The organism is Agrobacterium sp. CNPSo 3708 (assembly GCF_028674915.1).
GTDB lineage: Bacteria > Pseudomonadota > Alphaproteobacteria > Rhizobiales > Rhizobiaceae > Agrobacterium > Agrobacterium cavarae.
The window spans coordinates 275,907-302,512 of the sequence record NZ_JAQZSF010000007.1 but is presented as its reverse complement, the minus strand read 5'-3'; the positions used below and the strand labels follow the sequence as shown (position 1 = coordinate 302,512).

Here is a 26,606-nt window from a genome sequence, read left to right as displayed (position 1 = left end):
TTTTATGTCCGATGTTTCATGTGAAACGTCAGGTCACGGCACCGACCTGCCATGGCACGAATTCGTTGTCGCCGTAGTCGTAGATTTCACTGACGGTCTGCTCGCCCGAGGCCACTGCAATGATGTGATCGAAGATGCGCTGTCCGGCTTCCTCAATGGTCTCTTTGCCGGTGACGATATCGCCGCAGTTGATATCCATGTCCTCCTTCATGTGTTCGTACATTTCGGAGTTGGTGGCGATCTTGATGCAGGGTGATGGCTTGAAGCCGGACACCGAGCCGCGTCCGGTGGTAAAACAGATGACATTGCAGCCGCCTGCTACTTGGCCCGTGACCGCAACGGGGTCATAGCCGGGGGTATCCATGAAGACGAAGCCGGGTTCGGTGACCGTTTCGGCAAACTCGTAGACGGCCTTCAGCGGCATGGAGCCGCCCTTGGCAACGGCGCCGAGTGATTTCTCCAGAATGGTGGTCAGGCCACCCAGCTTGTTGCCGTGGGACGGGTTGTTGTTCAGCTCGTCGCCATTGCGGGCGGTGTAATCCCGCCACCAGTCGATGCGCTGCAGCAGCTTCTCGGCGACCGCCGGCGTGACGGCGCGGCGGGTCAGGAGGTGTTCTGCACCGTAGATTTCCGGTGTTTCAGCCAGAACAGTGGTGCCGCCGTTCCGAACGATGAGGTCCGAAGCGTAGCCGAGAGCCGGGTTCGCCGAAATCCCCGAATAGCCATCCGAACCACCGCATTCGAGCGCCAGCTTCAGTTTCGACAGCGGCTGTTCGGTGCGCTTTGCCGCGTTGACGATGGGCAGCATCTCCTTGATGTTGGCGATGGCTGCTTCGATCGTCTTGCGCGTGCCGCCATGCTGCTGGATCGTCATGGTCCGCAGGCGGTCGCCCTCTTCCATCTTGTAGTGTTCGAGGATCGGCGCGATCTGGTTCGTCTCACAGCCAAGGCCGATCAGCAGGATGCCGCCGAAATTCGGATGTCGGGCGTAGCCCTGGATGGTGCGGATCAGCAGGCGGTAGCCTTCGGACTTGGTGTTGAGCGCGCAGCCCGTTCCATGGGTCAGCGCCACGACGCCATCGACATTGTCAAAACCGACAAGGCCGCCTTCTTTGTTGAAATAGTCGGCTATGTAACGCGACACGGTCGCCGAACAGTTCACCGAGGCAATGACGCCGATATAGTTGCGCGTGCCGGCACCGCCCGTTCCACGATCGTACCCCATGAAGGTCCGGCGTTCAGCTTCTGGCAGCATGCCCTTTTCTTCGATGTCGACGCTGAACTGGTGTGAATGCTCCGATGGGACCATGGCAAGGTTGTGCAGGTGGACGTGGCGCCCTGCCTCGATGTCCTGCGTGGCGACGCCAATCACCTGACCATATTTGATTACTTCTTCGCCGGACTTGATCGGCTTCAGGGCCACCTTGTGCCCGCGCCCGATCAGATCAAGTGCCTTCAGGTCTCCGCGCCCGATATCCGTGTCTTTGGGAATGGGCCGACGGGCAACTGCAACATTGTCCTTGGTGTTCAGCAGAATTGTAGCTTCGGTATTCTCAGTCACTCTTTTCCTCCTCCCGACAGATTGTCTGCCGAGGCATGTCTTGAATTACGTATCGATCCAGCGCCGTCGTGAGCTTTCCAAGTGAATGCGCATGGCAGCCTGTGCCAGCAGCGGATCGCGGCTTTCCAGCGCGGCCAGAATGGCCTCGTGTTCCTGCAGCGCATAGGTCCACGTGCCGCGGTCCTCGAACCTCACCCGCAACTGGGTCGAGATCGGGCTGTGCCTGTCATCGAAGAGATCTCCGACCAAGCGCGCGAGGACCGTGTTTCCTGATTGTTCGGCGATGGTCGCGTGAAACTTTCTATCCTGATCGAGAGGTTTGCGACCTGCTTCGATCTCCTTCCTCATCTCATCGAGCGTTCCTCGCAGCGTCACGAGAGCGGCTTCGTCGATGCGGCTCGCCGCCAGAACGATGGTCGCACCTTCCAGTGTCGAGCGCGCCTGCATGAGTTCAGAAGGGCTATCGCCAAGAGACCGAGTGCTTGCCTGTCGGGCCGCTGTCTCCGTAGACACATAAACGCCGGAGCCCATGCGGATTTCGACGCTTCCGTCGATTTCGAGCGCAATCAGCGCTTCACGCAGGGACGGGCGGGAGACACCGAGCTTCTGGGCCAGATCCCGCTCGGAAGGCAGTCGTGTTCCAGGCTGAAACTCTCCACCGTCGATCAGGTCGCGGATCTGATCGGCGACTTGCTGGTAAAGGCGTCTCGGCTCCAGGATTTTGGCCTGACCATTCATCTGCGGTCCACGGGTGTTCTGAGAAAGGTTGAGATTTGGCCTTACCGTATCCCTTACGGGGGGCATTGGCAAAGATATATTTTATCTCGTTGAAAATATTAAATATTATTTGAATCCAGGAGTTTCCGTTTCTCCGAGATTGCTATACGTGCGAACAAAAAATCACAAATTGGCTTGACCACCAAAAAAATGCGGCCTAACCATTGCCGCCATTGAAGCGCTCTGCGGGAGAACGGAGCGGCTATTGGGAGGTAGCGGATGTCGCAAGGCGCATCGTCCATTTCGAGCCATGATGACACACGGCATGACGCACTTCAGGCGTCCGGTGCGCTTTTGCGCCTCGATGACATCTGCAAGGAATTCCCTGGCGTCAAGGCTCTGAGCGATGTGCGTTTCGACCTGCGCTCCGGCGAAGTTCACGCCGTCTGCGGCGAGAACGGCGCTGGCAAGTCTACGCTGATGAAGATCATCAGCGGCGTCTATCAGCCGACCAGCGGCACGATCCTGCATAAGGGCCAGAAGGTCCAGTACGCCTCGCCGCTCGAATCGGAAGCCGCCGGCATCGCCATCATCCACCAGGAACTCAATCTCGTTCCGCATTTGAGCGTTGCCGAAAACATCTATCTTGCGCGCGAACCGAGAAAAGGTTTCCTAGTCGATCGCAAGAAACTGCGTGCCGACGCCAAACGCTGTCTCGATCGCCTCGGCGTCGATATTCATCCGGATACGCTGGTGCGCGGACTTTCCGTGGCGCAGTGCCAGATGGTGGAAATCGCCAAGGCGCTTTCGCTCGATGCCGAAGTGCTGATCATGGATGAGCCGACTTCGTCGCTGACCGAGCAGGAAACGCGCCTGCTGTTCAAGGTCATCCGCGACCTGAAGGCATCCGGTGTCGGCATCGTCTACATTTCCCACCGTCTGGATGAGATGGCCGAGATCGTCGACCGCGTCACCGTGCTTCGCGATGGACGCTATATCTCGACAGACGATTTCAAGTCGATCACGGTCGATGACATCGTGACCCGCATGGTGGGCCGCTCGCTGGAGGAAAAGTTCCCCGAGCGCACGTCGAAGCCAACGAATGAGGTCATCTTCTCCGTCAAGGGCCTGACGCGCGCCGGCGTTTTCAACGATGTCAATTTCGAATTGCGCCGTGGCGAAATCCTTGGATTTGCCGGCCTGATGGGGGCCGGTCGTACCGAAGTGGCCCGCGCGATTTTCGGAGCGGATGCCTTCGATGCGGGTAGCATCACGTTCGAAGGCCGCGATCTGACGATCAAGTCGCCGCAGGATGCCATCGAACAGGGGCTTGCCTACCTTTCCGAAGACCGCAAGAGCGACGGCCTGGCGGTCAAGATGTCGGTTGCTGCCAATACCTCGCTTGCCAATATGGACGAGGTCTCCAACCGCTTCGGTCTGATCGACTTCAAGAAGCACGACGAGGTCGCAAAGCATTATGTCGATCTCTTGAATGTTCGCACGCCCTCGATCAAGCAGACGGTTCGCCTTCTGTCCGGCGGCAACCAGCAGAAGATCATCATCGGCAAGTGGCTGTTCCGCCAGTCGCGCATCCTGTTCTTCGATGAGCCAACGCGTGGCATCGATGTCGGTGCGAAATTCGCCATCTACAAGATCATGGATGAACTCGCAGCACGCGGCATTGGCGTCATCCTCATCAGCTCGGAACTGCCCGAAGTGTTGGGGCTGACGGATCGTATCGCGGTGTTCCACGAGGGAACTATTACCGGCGTGCTGGAAACGGCCAAGACCAATCAAGAAGAAATCATGCGCTATGCCTCCGGCTATAGCCGCAAGGCGCAATGAGGTAAGACATGTCGAAATCACCAGAACCCGTTAAGACCCCCTCGCTCAGCGACAGACAGAAGGACATCATCCAGAAGTTTGCCGCACTCGGCAGCCTCGTGGTGCTGGCCATTGTGTTTTCGGCCACCAGCAGCGCCTTCTTCAGCGTTAACAACGCCATGACGATCGCTCTGCAGGTCACGTCGATCGCGCTTTTGGGTATTGGTGCAACCTGCGTCATCATCACCGGCGGCATCGACTTGTCCGTTGGTTCGGTTCTGGCATTGGCAGGCGTTGTCGCAGCACTGGCGGTGAAGGAACTCGGCATGCCGGTTCCGGTCGGCATGTTCCTCGGCATTCTGACGGGTTCGCTCTGCGGTCTGATCAACGGCTTCCTTGTCACACGCTTCAAGCTGCCGCCTTTCATCGCAACGCTTGGCATGATGTTGATTGCCCGTGGCGTGGCGCTGCAGATCACCGGTGCTCGTGCTGTCTCTGGTCTCGGCGAATCCTTTGGCGAACTTGGCAACGGCGCCCTCTTCCGCATCGTCAATATCGGTGACGATGGGTTCCCGAATGTGGTCTTCCCGGGCATTCCCTACCCCGTCATCCTGATGGTCGTCATTGCTCTTGCTGTGGCCTTCATGCTGAACCGCTCGGTTCTCGGACGCCACATCTATGCGGTCGGCTCCAATGCCGAAGCGGCTCGCCTCTCCGGCGTCAATGTCGCCCGCGTCACCAATTTCACCTACGTTCTTTCCGGCACGCTTGCTGGTCTGACGGGCTGCGTACTGATGTCGCGCCTTGTCACCGCACAGCCGAACGAAGGTGTCATGTACGAACTTGATGCCATCGCCAGCGCCGTCATCGGCGGTACCTCGCTGATCGGCGGCGTCGGAACGATTTCAGGGACAGCAATCGGTGCGTTCGTCATCGGTATCCTGCGCAACGGTCTCAACATGAACGGGGTCTCTGCCTTTACGCAGCAGATCATCATCGGCCTCGTCATCTTGATGACAGTCTGGATCGACCAGTTGCGCAATCGCCGCTGATTGCACTGCTAAGCGTCTGAAAAGGGTGCGGACCCTATCCGCGGGACAGCCGGTGTCGAGAAGAGGAGCTCTCCCTTCGCCGGTACAATGGAGGAAGACATGAAGAAACTGACCACTGTTCTTTTGACATCCGTGATTGCGCTTTGGAGCGTCTCCGCGGTTCAGGCCGGCGAAATCGCCGTCATCGTCAAGACCGTCAACTCGACATTCTGGCAGAACGTCCAGAAGGGCGCCGACGCTGCGATGAAGAACGCCAAGGGTGAAACGATGACCTTCCAGGGTCCGGCGTCCGAATCCGCCATTGCCGACCAGGTGAACATGGTTGAAAACGCGGTCAACCGTAAGGTGGACGGCATCGTGCTTGCACCTTCCGATCCGGACGCTCTTCTGCCAGCCGTCAAGAAGGCATGGGAAGCGCGCATTCCGGTCGTTCTGATCGACTCGCAGCTGGCCAAGGGTGGCGAGCAGTACTACCAGTCGTTCCTGGCGACCGACAACAAGAAGGCCGGTGAGCTTGCCGCCGAAGAAATGATCAAGAAAGTCGGCAAGGAAGGCAAGATCGCCGTCATGTCGTACGTTGCCGGTGCTGGTTCTGAAATCGGTCGCGTCGGTGGCTTCGTCGACTACATCAAGGCGAATTCCAAGCTCCAGATCGTTGGCCCTTACTACTCTCAGTCCCAGATGGCGACCGCTCTGAACCAGACCACCGATGTTCTGGCCGCCAACCCTGATCTGAAGGGCATCTTTGGCGCCAACGAGCCGACCGCAATCGGTGTTGGCCGCGCGCTTGCTCAGTCCGGCAAGGCTGGCAAGGTCGTTGCCATCGGCTTCGACGGTAACGAAGATCTCCAGAACTTCGTCAAGGACGGCACGCTGTCTGCGATCGTCGTACAGGGTTCCTACCAGATGGGCGAAAAGGGCGTTGAAACCGTCGAAAAGCTCATCAAGAAGGAAAAGGTCGAGAAGTTCGTCGATACCGGTGTCGTCGTCGTCACCAAGGAAAACATCGACAAGCCGGAAGCCAAGAACGTTCTGTACTAACAACGTCTTCTGCCACGCCTGAGCTGGTCTTGGGCGTGACAGGAACTTCCTTTGAGAAGACCAAAGCAGATGGTTGCATCGTGTGCGGCCATCTCCACCAAACGATAAATGTGAAAGTGCCCGCCATGAAGGTCTCCGATAAACGCAAACTGCCCCATAGAGATGTCGAAGTGACCATCATGGGCCTCGGCTGTGCGCAGATGGGCAACCTCTATCGCCTCACGCCTTATGAGGAATCCAAGGGCGCTTTCGACAAGGCCTGGGACAGCGGCATGCGTTATTTCGATACCGCGCCCTTCTACGGCTATACCCGCTCCGAGCGTCGTCTCGGCACGATGGTGACGGAGCATGACCGCAGTGAATATACGCTCAGCACCAAGGTCGGCCGTGTCATGGTGCCGGATGAAACCGTCGGACCGGAAGAAGATACCTATGTCGCACCGCTCCCTTTCCGGCCGGTCTACGACTATTCCTACGACGCCATAATGCGCTCCTTCGAGGCGAGCCAGCAGCGTCTCGGCGTCCTCAAGCCCGACATTCTCTATATCCACGACATCGGCCCTTACACCCACGGCGACAAGCACCAGCATTATTGGGATCAGTTGACGACGGGCGGTGGATTCAAGGCTCTTGGCAAGCTGCGCGACGAAGGCTCGACGAAAGCCGTCGGTCTTGGCGTCAACGAGTGGGAAGTGGTTCGCGATGCCATGGAGGTGTTCGACATCGACGCCGCCATGCTCGCCGGTCGTTATACGCTGCTCGAGCAGCAGAGCCTGAGCTTCATGAATGCCTGCGCCGAAAAGGGTGTCGGCATTGTCATTGCTGGTGCCTTCAATTCCGGCATTCTGGCCGGTAATCGCAAGTTCAATTACAAGGACGCACCGGCCGAGCTTCTGGCACGGGTTGATGCACTGCATGATGTCTGCGAGGAGATGGGTGTATCGCTTCAGGCGGCCGCACTGCAGTTCCCGCTCGCTCATCCCGCCTCGGTGACCGTCGTCTCCGGCGCGCGCAATGCTGAGCAGTTGACCTCCAACATCGCCTGGTTCGAGCAGGACATTCCGGATGCGTTCTGGGCCGAGTTGCACCGCCGCGGTCTGATCGCCGAAGGTTCACCCGTCCCAGGGGCAAAGGGCTGACGCCATGCTCATCGATGCACATCAGCATTTCTGGCTGCTGAAAGACCGGCAGGGCCAGTGGCCGCCAGCGTCGCTTGAGGCGATCTACCGGGACTTCCTGCCCGCAGATCTCCAGCCCTTGCTGGAGAAGGCGGGTGTGTCCGGTACGGTGCTGGTGCAGACGATGGAAAGCGCTGCCGACACGGATTTCATGCTAACGCTTGCCGATGACAACAGCTTCATCAAGGGTGTTGTCGGTTGGGTGGATATGAAGGCTGCGGATGCGCCGCAGGACATCGCCCGACTTGCCTCTCACCGCGCGCTGAAAGGCGTGCGTCCGATGTTGCAGGATATTGCCGACGTTCAGTGGATCGACGATCCGGCACTTGACCCTGCTGTCGAAGCGCTGGTCGAGAAGGGCCTTGTTTTCGATGCGCTCGTTCTTCCGCCGCATCTGACCCATCTGCTACGTTTTGCCAGCCGTCACCCGGCATTGAAAATCGTCATCGATCATGGCGCGAAGCCCAAGATCGCGACAGGCCATTATGTCGAATGGCGCAGAGACATGGACGTTCTTGCCGCCCTGCCCAACGTTTACTGCAAACTCTCCGGTCTTCTGGTGGAGCGCGGCGATCAGAAGCCAGAAGCGGTTCGGCCCTATGCTGAAACGATCCTCGAGCTGTTTGGCCCTGAGCGGGTGATTTTTGGCAGCGACTGGCCGGTGATCCGGCTGGCTGGCGATTATCAGGGCTGGCTGGATTTTTGCCGCGATGTGGTTCCGCAAGAGCACCACGCCAAGGTTTTCGGCGGAAACGCCATCGATTTTTATTCTCTTTCGGACAGGTGATTCATGCTGGCGATCTTTTGCGACAAACCCGGTCTCCTCGTTTCCAAGGAACTGCCGAAGCCGCCGCGTGCGGAGAATGAAGTTCTTGTCCGGATTCGTCGTATCGGCGTGTGCGGCACGGATCTGCACATCTTCACCGGTAACCAGCCCTACCTCTCCTATCCGCGTATCATGGGCCATGAACTGTCCGGTACGGTCGAGGAAGCGCCTGAGGGAAGCAGCCTTTCGACCGGCGATATCGTCACCATCATACCCTACATGTCCTGCGGCCATTGCAGTGCCTGCCTGAAGGGCAAGAGCAATTGCTGCCGTAACATCGGCGTGCTCGGCGTGCATCGCGATGGCGGCATGGTGGAGTATCTGAGCGTGCCGCAGCAATTCGTGCTGAAGGCGGAAGGTCTCTCCCTCGATCAGGCCGCCATGACGGAGTTCCTGGCAATCGGCGCGCATGCGGTGCGTCGCGGTGCGGTCGAAAAGGACCAGCATGTGCTGATCGTCGGCGCCGGTCCGATCGGCATGGCCGTTGCCGTCTTTGCCGTGATGAATGGTGCGACGGTGACGATGATCGACAGCCGCGAAGACCGGCTATCCTTCTGCCGCGATCATCTCGGCGTCTCCAATATCGTGCAGCTCGGCGAAGGCGACAAGGATCGTCTGAGCGAGATCACCGAAGGCAATTTCTTCGATGTCGTCTTCGACGCCACGGGCAATCCGAAGGCCATGGAGCACGGCTTTTCCTTTGTCGGCCATGGCGGGGCCTATGTCCTCGTCTCCATCGTCGCCAGCGATATCAGCTTCAATGACCCGGAATTCCACAAGCGCGAGACGACATTGCTTGGTAGCCGCAATGCCACGCCGGAAGATTTCGAGCGGGTGCTGCAAGCCCTGCGTGACGGTCGCGTGCCGGACGCTCTCATCACCCACCGCATGACGCTCGCCGAAGTGCCAGCCAACTTCGCCGGCTTGACCGACCCACGCGCCGGCGTCATCAAAGGCATGGTGGAAGTGGCCTGAACGACCGACGAGCCTCTCATATTCAATGACCCCTGACCGCGAGTAAACGGCCATGACCAAGATTACCGACCTGCGCGTTTTCGATCTGCGCTTCCCCACCTCACAGAGCCTTGACGGCTCGGATGCGATGAATCCGGATCCGGATTACTCCGCGGCCTACGTCATTCTCGATACGGATGAGCCTTCGCTGAAGGGGCACGGACTGACCTTCACCATTGGTCGCGGTAACGACATCTGCTGCATGGCGATCAAGGCGATGCGTCATCTGGTTGTTGGAACCGATCTCGCCACCGTCATCGAGAACCCCGGCAAATATTGGCGCCACCTGACGAGCGACAGCCAGCTGCGCTGGATCGGTCCAGACAAGGGCGCCATGCATCTGGCCACCGGTGCAGTCGTCAACGCCGTCTGGGATCTGCTTGCGAAGCAGGCTGGCAAGCCGGTGTGGCAGTTCGTTGCCGATATGAGCGCCGAAGAGATCGCCGATATCGTCGACTATCGCTATCTGACCGATGTTCTGACGCGCGATGATGCGCTCGCCATCCTGAAGAAGGCGGAAGCCGGAAAGAAGGAGCGCGTCGATATCCTGAAAGCCGAGGGTTACGCCTGCTATACCACTTCGGCCGGTTGGCTCGGTTACAGCGACGAGAAGCTGCGTCGCCTTTGCCATGAGGCGATCGATGCCGGCTTCAACCACGTAAAGATGAAGGTCGGCCGTGATCTGGAGGACGATATTCGTCGCCTCACCATTGCCCGTGAGGTCATCGGTCCTGATCGCTATCTGATGATCGATGCCAACCAGGTCTGGGAAGTCGATCAGGCCATCGAGTGGGTCAACAAGCTTGCCTTCTGCAAGCCCTTCTTCATCGAAGAGCCGACAAGCCCGGACGATATTGCCGGTCACCGCAAGATCCGCCAGGCCATCGGCTCTGTGAAGGTCGCGACCGGCGAAATGTGCCAGAACCGCATCATGTTCAAGCAGTTCATCGCCGAAGGCGCGATCGACGTCGTGCAGATCGACAGCTGCCGCATGGGTGGTCTGAACGAAGTTCTGGCCGTTCTGCTGATCGCCGCGAAATACAATCTGCCCGTCTGGCCGCACGCCGGTGGCGTGGGTCTGTGCGAATATGTGCAGCACCTGTCGATGATCGACTATCTGGTCGTCTCCGGTACCAAGGAAGGGCGCGTGATCGAGTATGTTGATCACCTGCACGAGCACTTCTTTGAGCCATGCGATATCCAGAACGCCGCTTACATGCCGCCAAAGATGGCTGGCTTCTCTATCGAGATGAAGCCGGAGTCGATTGAGGCTTATACCTTCAAAGGCTGAGGTTCCGATTTCTCCTCCCGGACCCCATTATGCTCGGGCTCGTCCCGAGCATTTTTTTAACCAGAGACAGGAGCGATTCAAAGCTCTGAAAGAGCAGCTTGGAGCCTGTCCCACTCCGCTTCCTTACCGGGAAGACCAAAGCGCATATCGTTCGGACGCTCATCGAAGATGCGGACGAGAATGCCTTTATTGGCAAGCTGGGCGAACAGGGCGGCTGCCCGTGCATCACGCACGAGACGAAAAAGGCTGGTGCCGCCCACAACGGTCAGACCTGCGCTCGTCAATATTGCATCGAGGCGCGTGACTTCTTTCCTTAGCCGGAGTCGCATGGCGTCACGCCAGCCATTGTCCGCCAGCGCTTCCGCCGCCACATGCAGCGCCGGGCCTGAGACGGCCCACGGCCCCAGGCGCTGCTCCAGCCGTGCGGCAATCTCCGGATGTGCAACGGCAAAGCCGAGGCGTAACCCCGCCATTCCGTAGAATTTTCCAAAGGATCGCAGGACGATCAGCCCATCGATCCCCGTGGCGTCGGCCAAGCTTGCACCATAGCCGGTTTCGATAAAGGCCTCATCGATCACCAGCAGGCCGCTTTTGCGGCTCATCTCGGAGGCAAGAGCTGAGAGCTCGCTCCGCCCCACGACCCGACCATCCGGGTTGTTCGGATTGATGACGACGGCGTAGTCGAAGTCTGAGAGGTCTGAGAAATTGGACACCTCCGCAACGTCGAGGTCCGCCATTCGCGCCGTTCTGGCATGTTCCGCGTAAGCGGGTGTGAGAACCGCTGCTCGTTTTGCACCTCGTTGCAGGGCGAGTTCTGCCAGCAACGGCATCAGCATCTGCGTTCCAGGTGCAGCGACAATATGCGCCGCAGAGGGCGCGCCGAAGGCTGCGGCGGCAACTTCCTTCAAGCGGTTCAATGCGGAAGGTTCGGGCAGGCGGGCAAAGGCGCTGGCAGGAATGGCAGAATGCGGATAGGAATGCGGATTGATCCCCGTGGAAAGGTCGATCCAGGGTTCCGGCGCCAGCGGAAAAGACGCCCGCGCCCGCCCCAGATCGCCACCATGACGGATCGCAGCCTGCATAGTCACCGGTCCCGTATCGCCCATGTTCTTTGCTCTCGCTTTCCTGTCGCTTCTGATCGAACGCCTTGTCGGCTATCCCGACTGGCTGTTTCGCCGCATCGGTCATCCGGTCACATGGATTGGTTCGCTTATCGCGCTGCTTGACAGAAAATGGAACCGGGAACAGGGATCATTTTCCAATCGTGAAGCCAAAGGCGTGCTGGCGCTTGTGGTCTTTCTCGGCGTCACCGTCTCCATCGCGCTCGCTTTGCAGAATGTCCTTCTGGTTCTTCCGCTGGGCTTGTTGCTGGTCGCCGTCGTCGGTGCTTCGCTTCCAGCACAAAAAAGCCTGGAGCAACATGTCGAGGCGGTCGCCACTGCGCTGGAAAGCGAAGGTCTCGAAGGCGGCAGGAGAGCCGTGTCGATGATCGTTGGCCGCGATCCTGATCAGCTGGATGAGGCGGCGGTGTGCCGGGCGGCCATCGAAAGCCTGGCGGAGAATTTTTCCGATGGCATTGTGGCACCATCCTTCTGGCTCGGTCTGCTCGGGCTGCCGGGCGGTGCTGGCTACAAGGCCATCAATACGGCTGACAGCATGATCGGCCACCGCACGCCGCGCCATGAGGCCTTCGGCTGGGCTTCAGCGCGGCTGGACGATTTGGTGAACCTTCCCGCCTCGCGCCTGACGGCTTGTTTGTTCATCCTCGCTGCCGTCTTCGTCAAGGGCGCCTCACCGCAAGGTGCCCTGCGTGCAGTCGCGCGCGATGCGAAGCACCATCGTTCGCCCAATGCCGGCTGGCCGGAATCGGCGCTGGCGGGTGCGCTTGGTTTTGCGCTTGCCGGGCCGCGTTCCTATGGCGGACAGATGATGCAGGCGCGCTTCATGGGCGAAGGGGGACGACGGAATTTGACCGCTGCCGATATTCGCCAGGCGCTGAAACTTGCGCGGGTCGCCGATGCGCTGTTGATCGGGCTCTTCGGCTTTTTGGCGTTGGTTACCGTGCTATAGACAGCAGCGCGTCGAGATCGAGGTGGCGCTCCATATGGTCCGCCAACCGATCCAGAACGGCATCCACCTGCGCTTCGTAATTCAGGGAAGATGATTGCCCGCCAAGCCTTTGCAGCCAGGCGCTGCGCTGTCCGTCATCGGCAAACAGACCATGGACGTAGGTGCCGAAAACGCGACCGTCCGCTGAGATTGCACCATCGACGTGATTGCCGATCGTGGCAAAGGGACGATTGCAGTCATCGCCCTTCGTCACACCCACATGCATCTCATAGCCGGAAAATGCCTGACCATCGAAGCTGCGCCCTTCGACCGAGACCAGCCTCTTGTCTCCCGTCAGCACCGTTTCGACATTCAGCAAGCCAAGCCCATCAACGGTAGAAGGCGGACCTTCCATGCCGTCCGGGTCCGATAAGACACGTCCAAGCATCTGATAGCCGCCGCAAAGACCAAGCACGGCACCACCACGGCGAAGATGCGCGTGGATGTCGATATCGAAACCGGCCTGCTTCAGGACAGAGAGATCGGCAATCGTCGATTTCGATCCGCAGAGCAGGATGAGGGCGCAATCGCCGGGAATGGCTGTCCCGGGACGCACGCGCACCAGTTCGACATCCGGCTCCATATCGAGTGGATCGAGATCGTCGAAGTTCGAGATATGTGGGAGGATCGGCACGGCGATGCGGATTTTCGCATCGGGCTTCGATTGGCCGTTGCCGGTCAAACCCAGCGCATCTTCGGCAGGCAGACGGGCCGCCTCGGCAAAATGTGGCAGGAGGCCGATGGAGCTCCAGCCAGTATGCTGGGCAATAATGCGCATGCCTTCATCGAACAGCGAAGGATCGCCGCGAAAACGGTTGACGATGAAGCCCTCGATCATCGAGGCGTCGTCCGCATCCACCACCGTCTTCGTGCCGACGAGGCTGGCAATAACCCCTCCCCGGTCGATATCGCCGATCAGGATCACGGGAACATCGGCTGCGCGGGCAAATCCCATATTGGCAATGTCGTTGGCGCGCAGATTGACTTCCGATGCGCTGCCGGCGCCTTCGACCAGCACCAGATCAGCGTGGGTCTTCAGGTGCTCGAAGCTTTCCAGCACCCGGGGCATCAGCCCGGCCTTCATCTGTTGATAGTCGGCTGCTTTCGCATTGCCGAGAATTTTCCCCTGAACCACGACCTGCGCACCTGTTTCGCTCTGAGGCTTCAAGAGAACCGGGTTCATGTGCACTGACAGCGGCACGCCAGCGGCGCGCGCTTGCAGAGCTTGCGCCCTTCCAATCTCACCGCCATCGGCTGTGACCGCCGCGTTATTTGACATGTTCTGCGGCTTGAAGGGCAAGACCGAAAGTCCGCGCCGGGTAAAGGCGCGCGCCAGACCCGCCACCATCAGCGACTTGCCGACATCCGAGCCGGTTCCCTGAAACATGATGGATCTGGCGGCCATGGATCAGTACTCGATGCCGGATTGGGCTTTGACGCCCGCCTTGAAGTGATGCTTCACCAGCGTCATCTCCGTCACCATGTCGGCCGCTTCGATCATGAGAGGCTTGGCATTGCGGCCGGTAACGATGACGTGGAGATCGGGGCGGCGGCTCTGCAAGGTGGCGACGACCTCTGTCAGATCGAGATAGTCATAGCGCAGCGCAATGTTCAGCTCGTCCAGCACCAGAAGACCAATCGTGTCGTCGGCCATCAGCATTTTGGCTTCGTCCCAGGCTTTGGTAGCCGCGGCGACGTCGCGCTTCAGATCCTGCGTGTCCCACGTGAAACCTTCGCCCATGGTGCGCCATTCCACCCGGTCGCCGAAAATCGTCAGCGCCTGCTGCTCGCCGGTCGACCACGCACCCTTGATGAACTGAACGATGCCAACCCGTCTGCCCGTGCCGAGCATCCGAAGCGCAAGGCCGAAGGCGGCCGTCGACTTGCCCTTGCCGGGACCGGTATTGACCATCAGCAGACCCTTCTCGATGGTCTTTTCGGCCACTTCCGCATCCTGCACGCTCTTGCGGTTCACCATCTTTTCGCGGTGGCGGGCGGCCTCGCTGTCGCTGATCTCGCGTGTCATGATGTCCCACGTCCTTCCGAGCCGTTTTTTTAAAGCGGCGACTATAGTCAAAACGCCCTCCTCCGCAATGGAGCCTATGAGAGGCGTGACAATGCTTGCATTGACCAAGGCGCGGCTTGCCCGTAAAGGTAAGGCACTGACGGTCTTTTTCCGGCAACGGGAAAAGCTAAGAGGGAACACGGTTCCGCCCGCTCTTTGGGTCAATCCGTGGCTGCCCCCGCAACTGTAAGCGGCGAGCCCGCACCGTAAAGCCACTGGATTTCGATCCGGGAAGGCGGTGCTAGGGCGCTCGTTCAAGCCGCAAGCCAGGAGACCTGCCGTTTCAGAACAAAACGTCTGCCGGGCGGGGTGCTCCGGTCAGTCGGTCTCGCCGAGTTTCGGTTTGCGCTGTCTCGCATTCCGTCTTCGGCATTCGCACCCCTTGCATGTTTGAATGGCGGAAGCGGATACGATTTGGATATTACCTCAACATCGTCACGGACCGAAGGATCAACCGATACGCGCGAAGCGTCAGGCCTGGTCGTTTATGTCTGCCGCAGTTGCCGCGACGAGGCGGAGCCGAATGCGGAGCCCCGTCCTGGTGCGCTTCTCGCGCAAGCGGCGATTGCGCTTGGCACTGATGCAAATGTCGAGGTGCGCAGCGTCAATTGTCTTGCCAATTGCAAGCGTGGCGCCAGCGCTGCAATACGCACAGCCGACGGCTGGTCCTATGTGTTTGGCGGGCTGACGCCTGAAAACGCCGTGGATCTGATCACCGGTGCGCGCCTGCTTTCCACGTCCACCGATGGCCTGATGCCCTGGCGCGGCCGTCCCGATAGTTTGAAGCGCGGCATGGTCGCGCGTATCCCCCCTTTGAATTTCGTCGAGGAGACATCATGACCACGCTAGAGCGCGTTCCCTGCACCATCGTCACCGGCTTTCTGGGCGCCGGCAAAACCACGCTGCTGCGCGGCCTTCTTGAAAAGCTCGATGGCAAGCGACTGGCGATCATCGTCAACGAGTTCGGCGATGTCGGTATCGATGGTGAAATCCTCAAAGGCTGCGGCATCGAAAGCTGCCCGGAAGAAAATATCGTCGAGCTTGCCAATGGCTGTATCTGCTGCACGGTCGCCGATGATTTTCAGCCGGCCATCGAACAGATCCTGAGCCGCCAGCCCAGGGTCGAACATATCCTGATCGAAACCTCCGGCCTCGCACTGCCGAAACCCCTCGTCCAGGCCTTCCAATGGCCGGCGATCAAGAGCCGCGTCACCGTCGATGCCGTCATTGCGGTGGCCGATGGCGCAGCGCTCGCAGAAGGCATGGTGTCGCATGACATGGATGCGCTGGCCGCCCAGCGCGCGAATGACGAAGCGCTCGATCATGACGATCCAGTCGAAGAAGTCTTCGAAGACCAGATCGCCTGCGCCGACCTGATCGTGCTGACCAAGGGCGATCTTCTCGATGCGGATGGTCTGGAGCGCGCAAAGGCACACATCACGGAGCACCTGCCAAAGGCTGCGAAGATCGTTGTCGCATCGCATGGCCAGATCGATCCTGCGGTTTTGATCGGTCTTGGGCTTGCGGTCGAGAACGATATCGAAAACCGGCATACCCACCATGATGACGAAGAAGACCACGATCACGACGAGTTCGACAGCTTCGTCGTCGAGCTTGGCGCCGTGTCCGATCCTGAGGCGCTGGCTCAGCGTATCGCCCAGACGGCGGCATCCGAGAATGTCCTGCGCATCAAAGGCTTTGTCGAAGTCTCCTACAAGCCGATGCGTCTGCAGGTTCAGGCCGTCGGCTCGCGCGTAAACCACTATTTCGATCGCCCTTGGGCTGCAGGCGAAGTGCGCCGGTCGGCGCTTGTCGTGATTGGCGAGAAGGGCCTCAACCGCGAGAAGATCGAACAGATGCTCGCTGCCTGACGCATCATGCATATTCTCGCCACCACATCCTCGTCGCTGGAAGACCTGATCGAGCCGGTTGATCTCAACCAGCCCCAGGCGGATGTGGTGGTGCTGTCTTTCTCGTCCAGCGACCTTGCAGGTCTGCAGCGCGCCTGGCCGGAGGATTCAGGCGTTTCGCTCAGCGTCGCCAATCTTTCCGAGCTGCGACATCCCATGTCCGTCGACCTCTGGATGGAAAAGACGGCGGAGCATGCCAAGCTGATCCTTATCCGGATTCTGGGAGGGGCGGATCGCTGGCGCTACGGCGTCGATCAGTTGGCGATGATGGCACGCAGGCGCGGCATCAAGCTCCTGCTTCTGCCCGGTGAGTGCAGCGAGCGCGACGAAAAGCTCGAGGCGCAATCCACGATCGACCAGGCGTGGCTCGCTTCGATCCTCTCCTTCTTCCGCGAAGGCGGCCCGCAGAATATGCGCTGCCTTTCGGAAGGTCTTGCCGCTTTTGCTAAAACCGATGTCTGGCCTGGCGTCACGCCGGAACCGCTGCCGAAATCCGGCTTCTATCTCCCGGGTCTTGGCGCCGTCCATGTGGATAACGCCCTCGCGGCTTTTGTCCCCGAAGCTCCAAGACTTCCCATTCTTTTCTACCGCTCCATGCTTCTGGCTGCCGATGTTGCGCCGATTGATGCGCTCTTCGAGGCGCTGAAATCCCGCGGTTTCGCGCCTCTGCCGATCTTTGTCAGCGGCCTGAAGGATGGCGAAGCGATCCGATTTCTGGAAGACGCGCTCGCATCGATCAGACCCGCTGCCATCGTCGCAGCCACTGCCTTTGCCAGCCAGACGGATCAGGACGGCAAGAGCCTGTTCGACCGGCTGGGCGTGCCGGTGTTCCAGGTGATAATGGCCACGACCCGGCGTGATGGCTGGGCCGAAAACATGCGGGGCCTCAATCCATCTGACCTCGCCATGCATGTGGTCTTGCCGGAACTCGATGGACGTATTCTCGCGGGTGCGATCTCCTTCAAACAGGCCGATCCTGCCGGGCGCCAGGGGATGATCAACGCCCCAGAGGCAGACCGGGTCGAGCAGGTTGCTCGTCGTATTGCGGCCTTCCTTCGGTTGACGCAGACTGCGACCGAGGAAAGACGTCTCGTCATCCTCATGCCGGATTACCCCGGTGCCGCACCCGGTCGCACGGGCTATGCCGTGGGCCTCGACGTACCGCAAAGCGTGCTGGAGATGCTGCGCGATATGCAGGATTTGGGTTACGCGGTCGGCGATATTCCGGCCACCGCACGTGAGCTTCTGGATCGGATTGAGACGGAGAGCGCCGCTCTTCCTCTCATCCGATACCGAACCTATTTCGACGCGCTTCCTGATGAGGCGCGCGCTGGGGTGGCTTCGGCCTGGGGCGATGCCGCTGACGACGAAGCTGTCGTCGATCAGGCCTTTCGCTTCCGCGCCGCCCGCTTCGGTTCCGTTGTCGTCGCGCTTGCTCCGGACCGTGGGCGCCAAGCCGACAGGCGGGTCGATTATCACGATCCAGCCTTGCCGCCGCGCCATGCGCTTGCGGCGTTTGGTGCGTGGATGCAGCAGGACTTCGATGCGCACGCCATCATCCATGTGGGCGCTCACGGCACGCTTGAATGGCTGCCGGGCAAGACGGTCGCGCTGTCGGAAACCTGTTTCCCGGAAATCGTCACCGGTCCGCTGCCGGTCATCTACCCCTTCATCGTGTCCAATCCAGGTGAGGCTGCTGTCGCCAAACGACGGATCGCTGCCGTGACGATCGGGCACATTCCGCCCGTACTGGTTGCCGCCGGTCTCTCGCCGGAGCAGGCGGCGCTTGAACAGCTGGTCGACGAATATGCTCAGGCCGATGGGCTTGATCGTCGTCGCCGCGACCGTCTGGCAAAGCTGATCGTCGAGAAGGCTTTCGAGACGGGGCTCGCCGCCGATGCCGGTATCGGCGCGGAGGCAGATGCGGATTCGGCTCTGACACGGATCGATGCCTTCTTGTGCGACCTGAAGGATTTCGCCATCAAGGACGGCCAGCATGTCTTCGGGCGCTGTGCGAGTGATGAGCCGGATTCTCTGAGGCGCGAAAGCGCTGCCCAAGAAAAGGCGGCGCTGCTGGCGGCGCTGGATGGTCATCATATTGTGCCGGGCCCATCCGGTGCACCCGCACGCGGACGACTGGATGTGCTGCCGACCGGGCGCAATCTCTATGCCGCCGATCCGCGCACCATGCCGACACCGACGGCCTTCGAGCTTGGAAAAGCTGCAGGCGAAGAGGTGCTGCGTCATCATCTGCAAAGCCATGGCGACTGGCCGCGGCATCTGGTTTTCGATCTCTGGGGCTCCGCATCGCTGCGCAATGGCGGCGAAGATGTCGGCCAGGCACTGCATCTGATGGGTGCGCGTCCGATCTACGATCAGGCGACCGGCCGGGTGAACGGCATTGAAGTTTTGCCGCCAGCCAAGCTCGGACGCCCGCGGGTGGACGTGACCTTCCGCATTTCGGGCCTGTTCCGCGATATGTTCCCGCCTCTGATTGCCCTTCTCGATGCGGCGGCAAGGACGATTGCTTCACGCGAAGAGTCGCCCGGCGACAATCCTCTGGCTGAGGAAACGACCTCTCTCGGTCGTATCCCAGCACGCATTTTCGGCTCGGCTCCCGGTACCTATGGCGCTGGCATCGAAGAGGCCTTGGCAAGCGGCGATTGGGACGAGCGGGAAGAGTTGGGCCAAGCCTATCTGGACGCGGCCAGCCACGCCTTTGGCGGGGCAGATGGCTTGTCGATCCTTTCCGATTCAGGCTTTGCTGCCCAAGTCGAACGCGCTGAACTTCTGGTTCATACCGGTGACGATCCGGGTCGCGATCTTCTGGACGGTTCATCCGACGTCGCCTTCATCGGTGGCTTTACCGCCGCCAAGGCAAAGCTTGGACAGGCGGCGGACGTGGTGGCGCTGGATACGACGGATCCCGCCCGGCCGCGTGCGCGCTCCATCGCCCAGGCAATCACCCGCGTTGTGCGAGCCCGTGCCGTCAATCCGCACTTCATCGCCGGACAGATGCGCCATGGTCCGCGCGGCGCGGCCGAATTTGCAGAAACTGTCGACCGGCTGATCGGCTTTGCCGAAACCACACAAGCTGTTTCCTCGTCGCTGATCGAAGCGCTCTACGATGCCTATTTCGGCAATGAAGAGGTGCGCGATTTCATTTTGCGGGAAAACCCCAAGGCTGCGGAGCTGATGGCACAACGCTTCCTGTCTGCACGCCGCCGCAACCTTTGGCACAGCCGTCGCAACGCCGTGGATGCGGAACTGGAAATGCTGATCGCTCCGCGGTCCTCCGAGGACTCGTCCAGGAGGGTTACGGCATGAACCCGCTCGCCCCGGTCCAGCCCTTTTCTCGCAGAGGCGTCTGCCCTGCCCTCTCCGCCCCGATGCAGACGGGCGATGGACTGTTGTCGCGCGTGGCCTTTACCGCTTCGCTGTCGCCAAGCGATCTCGACCGTCTCGGCGATCTCGCCCGCCGACACGGCAACGGGCTTCTGGATGTGACCGCTCGCGGCAGCCTTCAATTTCGCGGATTGACGGCTGACAGCGCTGTTGAACTGGAGCACGATGTTCTGGCGCTGCAGCTGCCATTGCGGCAGGGGCTTGCTGTGGAAGCCTCACCGCTTGCTGGGATGGACGATAGCGAAGTCGCCAATCCTGCGCCGATTCTTGAACTCATCAGCCACAAGGCCAGGGTGCTTGATCTCGATACGAAGCTGGCCGCGAAGATGTCGGTCATCCTCGATGGCGGTGGTGTGGCTCCGATGGGTGGGCTGCTTGCCGATATCAGGCTCAAAGCGGTCCAGCGGGACGGAGGCGTCCTCTGGCTGCTGATGCTGGGTGGCACGGAAGAGAAGGCCCTGCTCGCAGGAGCCTTGCGGATAGAAGATGCCGCGGATTGCGTGATCGATCTCCTCAGTCATCTGGCGGAGCGAGGACCGGATGCGCGTGGGCGCGATCTGGATATTGCGGCTGTGCGTGGTGTATGCGGCGATCGTCTCATGCACGTTGCATCAGACGTCCGCGCGCCAACGCATGACGTCGGGGTGCCGAAGCAAACCGATCAGCGCAGACTGTGGGCGCTCAATGATCGCCTCTGCGTCGCCGTTATCGCCCCGGCTTTCGGGCAGATAAGTTCGGAAGCGCTGTCTGCGCTGTGCAAGATTGCAGTCGATCTCGGCGTTCAGTCCATCCGGCCGGGTCCGGCGCGCGGGCTCTACGCGCTTGGGCATCACCACGCGTGCGCGGCCCTTATGGATTATGCCAAGACGGCGGGTCTCATTATCAGCGACAATGACCCTCGGACCACCATCGCTGTGTGCGCCGGCGCGCCATCCTGCGCATCGGCTTATGCCCCGGTTCGAGCCCTCGCAGAGTTCGCAGCCAAAGAGTGCGGCACGATGCTCGACGGCTCCTTCACCTTGCATCTTTCCGGTTGCGGCAAGGGCTGTGCCCATCCCGCCCCCGCGCTCCTTGCCTTTTTCGGCACGTCGGAAGGTTTTTCCTTCGGCTATCAGGCCAAGGCTTCAGCCCTTCCCGATGCGCAGCTGACCATCGATCACCAAAAGGCCGGGCTTTCCAGGCTTGCCCGCCTTTATGAAAAAGAACATAAGCCCGGAGAAAATGCCCGTGCTCTCCTTGTCCGCCTCGGCAAGGACAGGATTGTCACGGTGCTCCGACAGGACGAGACATGACGACTTACGACTATATCCGCAATGGCGATGCGATCTATGAGCGCTCCTTTGCCATCATCCGTGAGGAAGCGGATCTTAACGCCTTCACGCCCGAACAGGCGGATATTGCCATTCGCATGATCCATGCCTGCGGACAGGTGGAAGCAGCGCGGCACTTTCGCTTTTCCGAGAATTTCGTTTCCGCCGCGCGTGGGGCGCTCGCAGCGGGAAAGCCCATTTTATGTGACGCGGAAATGGTTGCGCATGGCGTCACGCGGGCGCGTCTGGCGTCTGGCAATGCCGTGATCTGCACGCTGCGCGATCCGCGTACGCCGGAGTTGGCGAAATCCATCGGCAACACCCGTTCCGCGGCGGCCCTCGATCTCTGGGCCGATCACCTTGACGGCGCTTTGGTTGCCATCGGCAATGCGCCGACAGCGCTGTTTTATCTTTTGGAAATGCTGGAGAAGGGTGCGCCGCGCCCGGCAGCCATCATCGGCATGCCGGTCGGTTTCGTCGGGGCGATGGAATCCAAGGACGCGCTGGAAGAAAGCACGCTCGGCATTCCCTACGTCATCGTCAAAGGCCGCATGGGCGGCTCTGCGATGACGGCTGCTGCCGTCAACGCCGTTGCGAGGGCGGGCCTATGAGCGCTGCCCTTTACGATCCGGCACCTGAAAAGGCATTGAAGGGCAAGGTCATCGGTGTCGGCACCGGCCCCGGCGATCCCGAACTTCTGACGCTGAAGGCCGTGCGTGCTATCGAAACGGCAGACGTACTCGCCTTCTTCTGCAAGCGCGGCAGCAAGGGCAATGGCCGCGGCATCGTCGAAAGCTTCATCCGGCCCGGCACGCTGGAAATGCCGCTCGTCTATCCGGTCACGGTAGAAAGCGACAAGAACGGCGACGACTATCGCGGCGCGATCGCCGCCTTCTTCGATCAGTCGGCACGCGACATCGCCGTCCATCTGGATGCGGGTCGCACCGTTGCGGTTCTGTCGGAAGGCGATCCGCTCTTTTACGGTTCCTATATGCATCTGCATCTGCGGCTTGCGCCCAACTATCCGGCGGAAGTCGTTGCGGGCATCACCGCCATGTCCGGTTGCTGGTCGATGATCGGACTGCCGCTCGTGCAGGGAGACGACATCCTGAGCGTCCTTCCCGGCACACTTGGCGAGGATGCGCTTTTCGAGCGGCTTTCCGGCACGGATGGCGCTGTCATCATGAAGGTCGGTCGCAACCTGCCGAAGATTCGCCGGGCACTCGAAAAGGCTGGCAAGCTCGAAGGCGCGCTCTACGTCGAACGCGGCACCATGGCCAATGGCCACGCTATTCGATTGATCGAGCGCGATGAATCGCCTGCCCCCTATTTCTCTCTGGTTCTGGTGCCTGGCTGGAAGGATCGCCCGGCGGGAGAGATTGCGTGAGCCCGTCCTCCACCGGACGTCTGACGGTCGTCGGCCTCGGGCCCGGGAATCTCTTACAGATCACGCCGGAGGCACTGGCGGCTGTAGACGCGGCAGAGGATTTCTTCGGCTATATTCCCTATCTCGACAGGCTGTCGCTGCGTCCAGACCAACGGCGTCACGCATCGGATAATCGCGAGGAAATCTCACGCGCCGAAGCAGCGCTGACGTTGGCTGCAGCGGGTGGAAAAGTCTGCGTTGTCTCAGGCGGAGATCCAGGCGTTTTCGCCATGGCGGCCGCGGTCTGCGAGGCGATTGAGAACGGCCCTGCGGAATGGCGCGACATCGACTTTTCGGTCGTGCCCGGCGTCACCGCCATGCTGGCTGTCGCGGCAAGGGCGGGCGCCCCCCTCGGTCACGATTTCTGTGCCATTTCGCTCTCCGACAATCTGAAACCATGGTCGCTGATCGAAAAGCGGTTGGTGGCCGCGGCCGAAGCCGGTTTCGTCATGGCCTTCTACAATCCCGTCAGCAAGGCAAGACCGCATCAATTGGCGACGGCCTTCGATGTGCTGCGGGCGCACCTGCCGGGCTCCGTGCCTGTCATCTTCGGTCGCGCGGCCGGTCGTGCGGATGAGCGCATGCGGGTCGTGCCTTTGGCCGAAGCGCAGAGCGATATGGCCGACATGTCGACCTGTATCATCGTTGGATCGGTCGAAACGCGCATCATCGAGCGCGAAGGCCAGCCGTCGCTGGTTTATTCGCCGCGCTTTTCCAAGAGGGAAAGCTGATGGCGGATTGCGGACAGCGCAGTCTCGATATCCGGCACCACGACGCTCACCCCATTGGCCTCTTGGCGAGCGGGACGGTCGATCATGATCACAGGAATTCCAAGCGTGCGGGCAGCTTCGATTTTCGCGTGGGCCGCAGTACCGCCGGAGTTTTTCGAGACGATCACCTCGATCCCGTTACCCTTCAACATGTCGATCTCATCGGCAAGCGGAAAGGGTCCACGCGCCGTGATGTAGCGCGCATTCGCAACCTTAAGCGGCGGTTCTACCGGATCGACGCTGCGGATCAGATAGCGGTGCTGGGGCGCGGTTTCAAAGGGCAGGAGCTCCTGTCGGCCAAGCGCCAGAAAAGCGTTTGTGCTGACGGGACCCAGCGCAATCACCGCTTCCTCGACGTTTTCGACGTTCAGCCAGCGGTCACCCTCCCGCGCCACCCAAGCCGGGCGCGACAGTCTGACAAGAGCGACGCCTGCTATGCCAGCAGCCCTCACAGCATTGGCGGAAATGCGCGCCGCATAAGGGTGCGTCGCATCCACCAGCAGATCGAAACCTTCCTCGGCAATATAGCGCGCCAGGCCCTCAGCGCCGCCAAAGCCCCCGACGCGCATCGGGACGGGCTGCTTGACCGGGTCCTTCGTGCGGCCCGCCATGGACAGCAGAATTCGGTAGCCGGAGTCGTTGGCAAGCTTTCCAGCCAGGATGCGGGCATCCGCCGTGCCGCCGAGAATCAGGATGGAGCGTGTCATGGTTCGTGAATATGCCGGAACACCTGCCACTGCCAGCAAAAAACCTGCGCCATGGCTCTCCATCGTCGGTATCGGGGAGGATGGTCTTGCCGGGCTGGCTGAAAACGCTCGTCGCGCGATCGCGGCGGCCGAGGTCGTCTTCGGCGGCAAACGCCATCTCGAGCTTGCCTGCGATGCCATCACGGGCGAAGCGCGGCCTTGGCTCGTGCCCTTCGATGTCGGCATGGCCGAAGTCGTCGCCCTCTCTGGCCGGAAGGTCTGCGTCCTGGCGTCCGGCGATCCTTTCTTCCACGGTGTCGGCGTTACCCTGTTGCGGCTGGTCGATCCGGTAGAGGTGATTACCTACCCTGCTCCCTCCTCCATCTCGCTTGCCGCATCGCGTCTAGGCTGGGCTTTGCAGGATACCGCCTGCATTTCCCTGCATGGACGTTCCATTGACCTCATCCGACCGCATCTTCATGCTGGCGCGAAGATCATCGCGCTGACATCCGATGCCAGCGCCCCGGCGCTGATTGCCACCCTTCTCAAGGAGGCAGGTTTTGGCAGGTCGATCTTCCATCTGCTCGAAGCACTTGGCGGCACCCGCGAGAACGCCCGCACGACGACGGCACAAGGTTTTGCCTTTGCGGATGTCGATCCGCTCAATGTGGTCGCTATCGACGTCGTTGCGGATGAATCGGCACGAATCCTTCCCTTCGCCAGCGGGCTGGACGACGCGCTGTTCGAACATGATGGGCAAATGACCAAGCGTGAAATCCGCGCCGTCACGCTGTCGTCGCTTGCGCCTCGCCATGGTGAGCTGCTGTGGGATATCGGCACTGGCTCGGGCTCGATCGGCATCGAATGGATGCTCTCGCACCCGTCGCTGCGGGCCATCGGCATCGAGCAGAACACGGAGCGGGCAGAGCGCGCCATGCGCAATGCCGAAGCCTTTGGCGTGCCTGGTCTGGATGTAGTGATCGGCACGGCACCTGACGCTTTCGAAGGCCTGCCAACCCCCGACGCCATATTCATCGGCGGCGGCGGCAGCGAGGCCGGAGTTTTAGAGGGCGCAATCAGCGCCTTGAAGTCGGGCGGGCGGCTGGTTGCTAATGCCGTAACGCTGGAAATGGAGGCCATGCTGCTCTCCGCTCAGGCGCGATTAGGCGGGTCTCTGATCCGGCTTGAGGTGGCGCGCGCGTCCCCTGTCGGGCAGATGCAGGGCTGGCGTGCGGCGATGCCCGTCACACAGTGGGCTTGGGTCAAACCGAAGGATGTGCCGTGATCGTCGCTGGCGTCGGGTGCCGCAAGGGTGTGAGCCCCGAGGCGGTAATGGCTGCGCTTGGGCAGGCATCTGCCGAGCACAAGGTCTCATTCGCCTTCATGGCCACGGCGCCCTTCAAGGCCGATGAGCCAGCCTTGCTGGAAGCTGCGACCCGGCTTGGAATGGCTTTCGTCGTGGTGGCGCAGGCCGATTTCGACGCTGCCGCCGCTCGGACGCTGACCCGATCCGCATTGAGTTCGAAACATGCCGGCTCGCCGAGCGTCAGCGAGGCATCGGCGCTCGCCGCGCTTGGTGAAGCGTCGAGACTGATCGCCCCGCGTATGGTGATAGGCGATATTACCGTGGCCTTTGCCACGTCAGGAGACAAGATATGACGGTTCACTTCATTGGCGCTGGCCCCGGTGCCGCAGATCTCATCACGCTGCGCGGACGCGATCTGATCGCTGCTTCGCCCGTCTGCCTCTATGCCGGTTCGCTGGTGCCAAAAGCGCTGCTCGACTATTGCCCGGAAGGTGCGCGCATCGTCGATACGGCAGCCTTGTCGCTGGACGAAATCGAGGCGGAGTTCGTTGCCGCCGCGCGAGACGGCAAAGACGTGGCGCGGTTGCATTCCGGCGACCTTTCCGTCTGGAGCGCCATGGGCGAACAGATCCGCCGTCTGGAACGGCTGGGGCTCGACTACACCGTCACACCCGGCGTGCCATCCTTTGCCGCCGCGGCCGCCACGTTGAAGAGAGAACTGACAGTGCCGGAGGTGGCGCAGAGCCTGGTGCTCACACGCATTTCCGGTCGGGCGTCGAAAATGCCGGAGAGCGAAAACCTCAAGGCATTCGGCGCGACCGGTGCAACGCTTGCCATTCATCTTGCGATCCACGCCATCGGTCAGGTGGTGGAGGAATTGACGCCGCTTTACGGTGCCGATTGCCCGGTCGCCATCGTCGTGCGCGCCTCCTGGCCGGAAGAGCGCGTCATCTCCGGTACGCTGTCCGACATCGTCTCCCGCCTCGCGGAAGAGCCGGTCGAGCGCACTGCGATGATATTCGTCGGCAAGGGTCTTGCCTCGTCCGATTTTCGCGAAAGCGCGCTCTACAGCACCGACTACGTTCGGCGGTTCCGAACACCCACGGCCGAGTAGT

At 60.7% G+C, this 26,606-nt stretch carries 24 protein-coding genes and 1 riboswitch; of the genes, 18 read left to right on the top strand and 6 right to left on the bottom strand.

All coding sequences use genetic code 11. The features are described from left to right. Positions 1 to 28 precede the first annotated feature (28 nt). Together PVA19_RS16900 and PVA19_RS16895 are read right to left on the bottom strand one after the other, a co-directional pair. Positions 29 to 1,561: a UxaA family hydrolase gene (locus PVA19_RS16900; protein ID WP_274103536.1), complete on the bottom strand. Its 1,533-nt coding sequence runs from the start codon at positions 1,559 to 1,561 to the stop codon at positions 29 to 31. A gap of 45 nt (positions 1,562 to 1,606) precedes the next feature. Next, positions 1,607 to 2,299 (bottom strand): FadR/GntR family transcriptional regulator, encoded by a 693-nt coding sequence (locus PVA19_RS16895; protein ID WP_062597465.1) that lies wholly within the window; start codon positions 2,297 to 2,299, stop codon positions 1,607 to 1,609. Between the two features lie 258 nt (positions 2,300 to 2,557). Between PVA19_RS16895 and PVA19_RS16890 the strand changes: the two genes are divergently transcribed. The 7 genes from PVA19_RS16890 to PVA19_RS16860 all read left to right on the top strand — a co-directional run bounded on the left by PVA19_RS16890 (position 2,558) and on the right by PVA19_RS16860 (position 10,504). Continuing rightward, complete coding sequence (locus tag PVA19_RS16890) at positions 2,558 to 4,123, top strand: sugar ABC transporter ATP-binding protein (RefSeq protein ID WP_274103534.1); 1,566 nt, start codon at positions 2,558 to 2,560, stop codon at positions 4,121 to 4,123. Between the two features lie 8 nt (positions 4,124 to 4,131). Beyond that, positions 4,132 to 5,154, top strand: a complete 1,023-nt coding sequence (locus PVA19_RS16885; RefSeq protein WP_062424708.1) for an ABC transporter permease — start codon at positions 4,132 to 4,134, stop codon at positions 5,152 to 5,154. 99 nt (positions 5,155 to 5,253) lie between these two features. Continuing rightward, a complete protein-coding gene (locus tag PVA19_RS16880; protein ID WP_062424800.1) occupies positions 5,254 to 6,195 on the top strand; it encodes an ABC transporter substrate-binding protein in 942 nt (313 codons plus the stop codon). A 125-nt stretch (positions 6,196 to 6,320) separates the two neighbouring features. Further along, entirely contained in the window at positions 6,321 to 7,334 is a 1,014-nt protein-coding gene (locus tag PVA19_RS16875; RefSeq protein ID WP_274103533.1) for an aldo/keto reductase, read from the top strand. A 4-nt stretch (positions 7,335 to 7,338) separates the two neighbouring features. Further along, entirely contained in the window at positions 7,339 to 8,160 is an 822-nt protein-coding gene (locus tag PVA19_RS16870; RefSeq protein ID WP_274103532.1) for an amidohydrolase family protein, read from the top strand. Between the two features lie 3 nt (positions 8,161 to 8,163). Next, positions 8,164 to 9,174, top strand: coding sequence for a zinc-binding alcohol dehydrogenase family protein (locus PVA19_RS16865; RefSeq protein ID WP_274103531.1), 1,011 nt, complete (start codon positions 8,164 to 8,166; stop codon positions 9,172 to 9,174). A gap of 52 nt (positions 9,175 to 9,226) precedes the next feature. Continuing rightward, positions 9,227 to 10,504: an L-fuconate dehydratase gene (locus PVA19_RS16860; RefSeq protein ID WP_274103530.1), complete on the top strand. Its 1,278-nt coding sequence runs from the start codon at positions 9,227 to 9,229 to the stop codon at positions 10,502 to 10,504. A gap of 77 nt (positions 10,505 to 10,581) precedes the next feature. On the opposite strand, the gene cobD is transcribed toward PVA19_RS16860, so the two are convergent. After that, a complete protein-coding gene (gene cobD, locus PVA19_RS16855) occupies positions 10,582 to 11,610 on the bottom strand; it encodes a threonine-phosphate decarboxylase CobD (RefSeq protein WP_274103529.1) in 1,029 nt (342 codons plus the stop codon). Here cobD and cbiB point away from each other — a divergent pair. After that, the gene (cbiB, locus tag PVA19_RS16850; RefSeq protein WP_274103528.1) at positions 11,609 to 12,574 is read left to right on the top strand and encodes an adenosylcobinamide-phosphate synthase CbiB; all 966 of its coding nucleotides are present in this window, start codon (positions 11,609 to 11,611) and stop codon (positions 12,572 to 12,574) included. The two genes, cobD and cbiB, sit on opposite strands and share 2 nt — an antisense overlap. On the opposite strand, the gene PVA19_RS16845 is transcribed toward cbiB, so the two are convergent. Both PVA19_RS16845 and cobO read right to left on the bottom strand, forming a co-directional pair. Further along, entirely contained in the window at positions 12,561 to 14,018 is a 1,458-nt protein-coding gene (locus PVA19_RS16845) for a cobyric acid synthase (protein WP_274103526.1), read from the bottom strand. The genes cbiB and PVA19_RS16845 overlap by 14 nt on opposite strands. A 3-nt stretch (positions 14,019 to 14,021) precedes the next feature. Continuing rightward, positions 14,022 to 14,639 carry a cob(I)yrinic acid a,c-diamide adenosyltransferase gene (gene cobO, locus PVA19_RS16840; RefSeq protein ID WP_274103525.1) on the bottom strand — a complete coding sequence of 206 codons (618 nt, stop codon included), beginning with the start codon at positions 14,637 to 14,639 and terminating at the stop codon, positions 14,022 to 14,024. 123 nt (positions 14,640 to 14,762) lie between these two features. Then, positions 14,763 to 14,975: riboswitch (cobalamin riboswitch) on the top strand. Between the two features lie 117 nt (positions 14,976 to 15,092). Between cobO and PVA19_RS16835 the strand changes: the two genes are divergently transcribed. Genes PVA19_RS16835 through PVA19_RS16805 form a run of 7 tightly spaced genes read left to right on the top strand, consistent with a single transcriptional unit; the run spans position 15,093 to position 23,460 of the window. Then, positions 15,093 to 15,518 carry a DUF1636 family protein gene (locus tag PVA19_RS16835; protein ID WP_274103524.1) on the top strand — a complete coding sequence of 142 codons (426 nt, stop codon included), beginning with the start codon at positions 15,093 to 15,095 and terminating at the stop codon, positions 15,516 to 15,518. Further along, entirely contained in the window at positions 15,512 to 16,549 is a 1,038-nt protein-coding gene (gene cobW, locus PVA19_RS16830) for a cobalamin biosynthesis protein CobW (protein ID WP_274103620.1), read from the top strand. Before PVA19_RS16835 ends, cobW begins: the two co-directional genes overlap by 7 nt. Before the next feature lie 6 nt (positions 16,550 to 16,555). Next, positions 16,556 to 19,915, top strand: coding sequence for a cobaltochelatase subunit CobN (gene cobN, locus PVA19_RS16825; RefSeq protein ID WP_274103522.1), 3,360 nt, complete (start codon positions 16,556 to 16,558; stop codon positions 19,913 to 19,915). Further along, a complete protein-coding gene (cobG, locus tag PVA19_RS16820; protein ID WP_274103521.1) occupies positions 19,912 to 21,285 on the top strand; it encodes a precorrin-3B synthase in 1,374 nt (457 codons plus the stop codon). Before cobN ends, cobG begins: the two co-directional genes overlap by 4 nt. Then, complete coding sequence (locus tag PVA19_RS16815; RefSeq protein WP_274103519.1) at positions 21,282 to 21,914, top strand: precorrin-8X methylmutase; 633 nt, start codon at positions 21,282 to 21,284, stop codon at positions 21,912 to 21,914. The genes cobG and PVA19_RS16815 overlap by 4 nt, the downstream gene beginning before the upstream one ends. Beyond that, the gene (locus PVA19_RS16810) at positions 21,911 to 22,690 is read left to right on the top strand and encodes a precorrin-2 C(20)-methyltransferase (protein WP_274103517.1); all 780 of its coding nucleotides are present in this window, start codon (positions 21,911 to 21,913) and stop codon (positions 22,688 to 22,690) included. The genes PVA19_RS16815 and PVA19_RS16810 overlap by 4 nt, the downstream gene beginning before the upstream one ends. Next, positions 22,687 to 23,460, top strand: a complete 774-nt coding sequence (locus PVA19_RS16805) for a precorrin-3B C(17)-methyltransferase (protein ID WP_274103515.1) — start codon at positions 22,687 to 22,689, stop codon at positions 23,458 to 23,460. The genes PVA19_RS16810 and PVA19_RS16805 overlap by 4 nt, the downstream gene beginning before the upstream one ends. On the opposite strand, the gene PVA19_RS16800 is transcribed toward PVA19_RS16805, so the two are convergent. Continuing rightward, entirely contained in the window at positions 23,427 to 24,206 is a 780-nt protein-coding gene (locus tag PVA19_RS16800; RefSeq protein WP_274103513.1) for a cobalt-precorrin-6A reductase, read from the bottom strand. The genes PVA19_RS16805 and PVA19_RS16800 overlap by 34 nt on opposite strands. Between PVA19_RS16800 and cbiE the strand changes: the two genes are divergently transcribed. Genes cbiE through cobM form a run of 3 tightly spaced genes read left to right on the top strand, consistent with a single transcriptional unit; the run spans position 24,205 to position 26,605 of the window. Next, the gene (cbiE, locus tag PVA19_RS16795) at positions 24,205 to 25,470 is read left to right on the top strand and encodes a precorrin-6y C5,15-methyltransferase (decarboxylating) subunit CbiE (protein ID WP_274103512.1); all 1,266 of its coding nucleotides are present in this window, start codon (positions 24,205 to 24,207) and stop codon (positions 25,468 to 25,470) included. The genes PVA19_RS16800 and cbiE overlap by 2 nt on opposite strands. Continuing rightward, on the top strand, positions 25,467 to 25,844 hold the full coding sequence (locus PVA19_RS16790) for a cobalamin biosynthesis protein (protein WP_274103511.1): 378 nt from the start codon (positions 25,467 to 25,469) through the stop codon (positions 25,842 to 25,844). Before cbiE ends, PVA19_RS16790 begins: the two co-directional genes overlap by 4 nt. Further along, positions 25,841 to 26,605, top strand: a complete 765-nt coding sequence (gene cobM, locus PVA19_RS16785) for a precorrin-4 C(11)-methyltransferase (protein ID WP_274103510.1) — start codon at positions 25,841 to 25,843, stop codon at positions 26,603 to 26,605. The genes PVA19_RS16790 and cobM overlap by 4 nt, the downstream gene beginning before the upstream one ends. The last annotated feature ends 1 nt before the right edge of the window (position 26,606 follow it).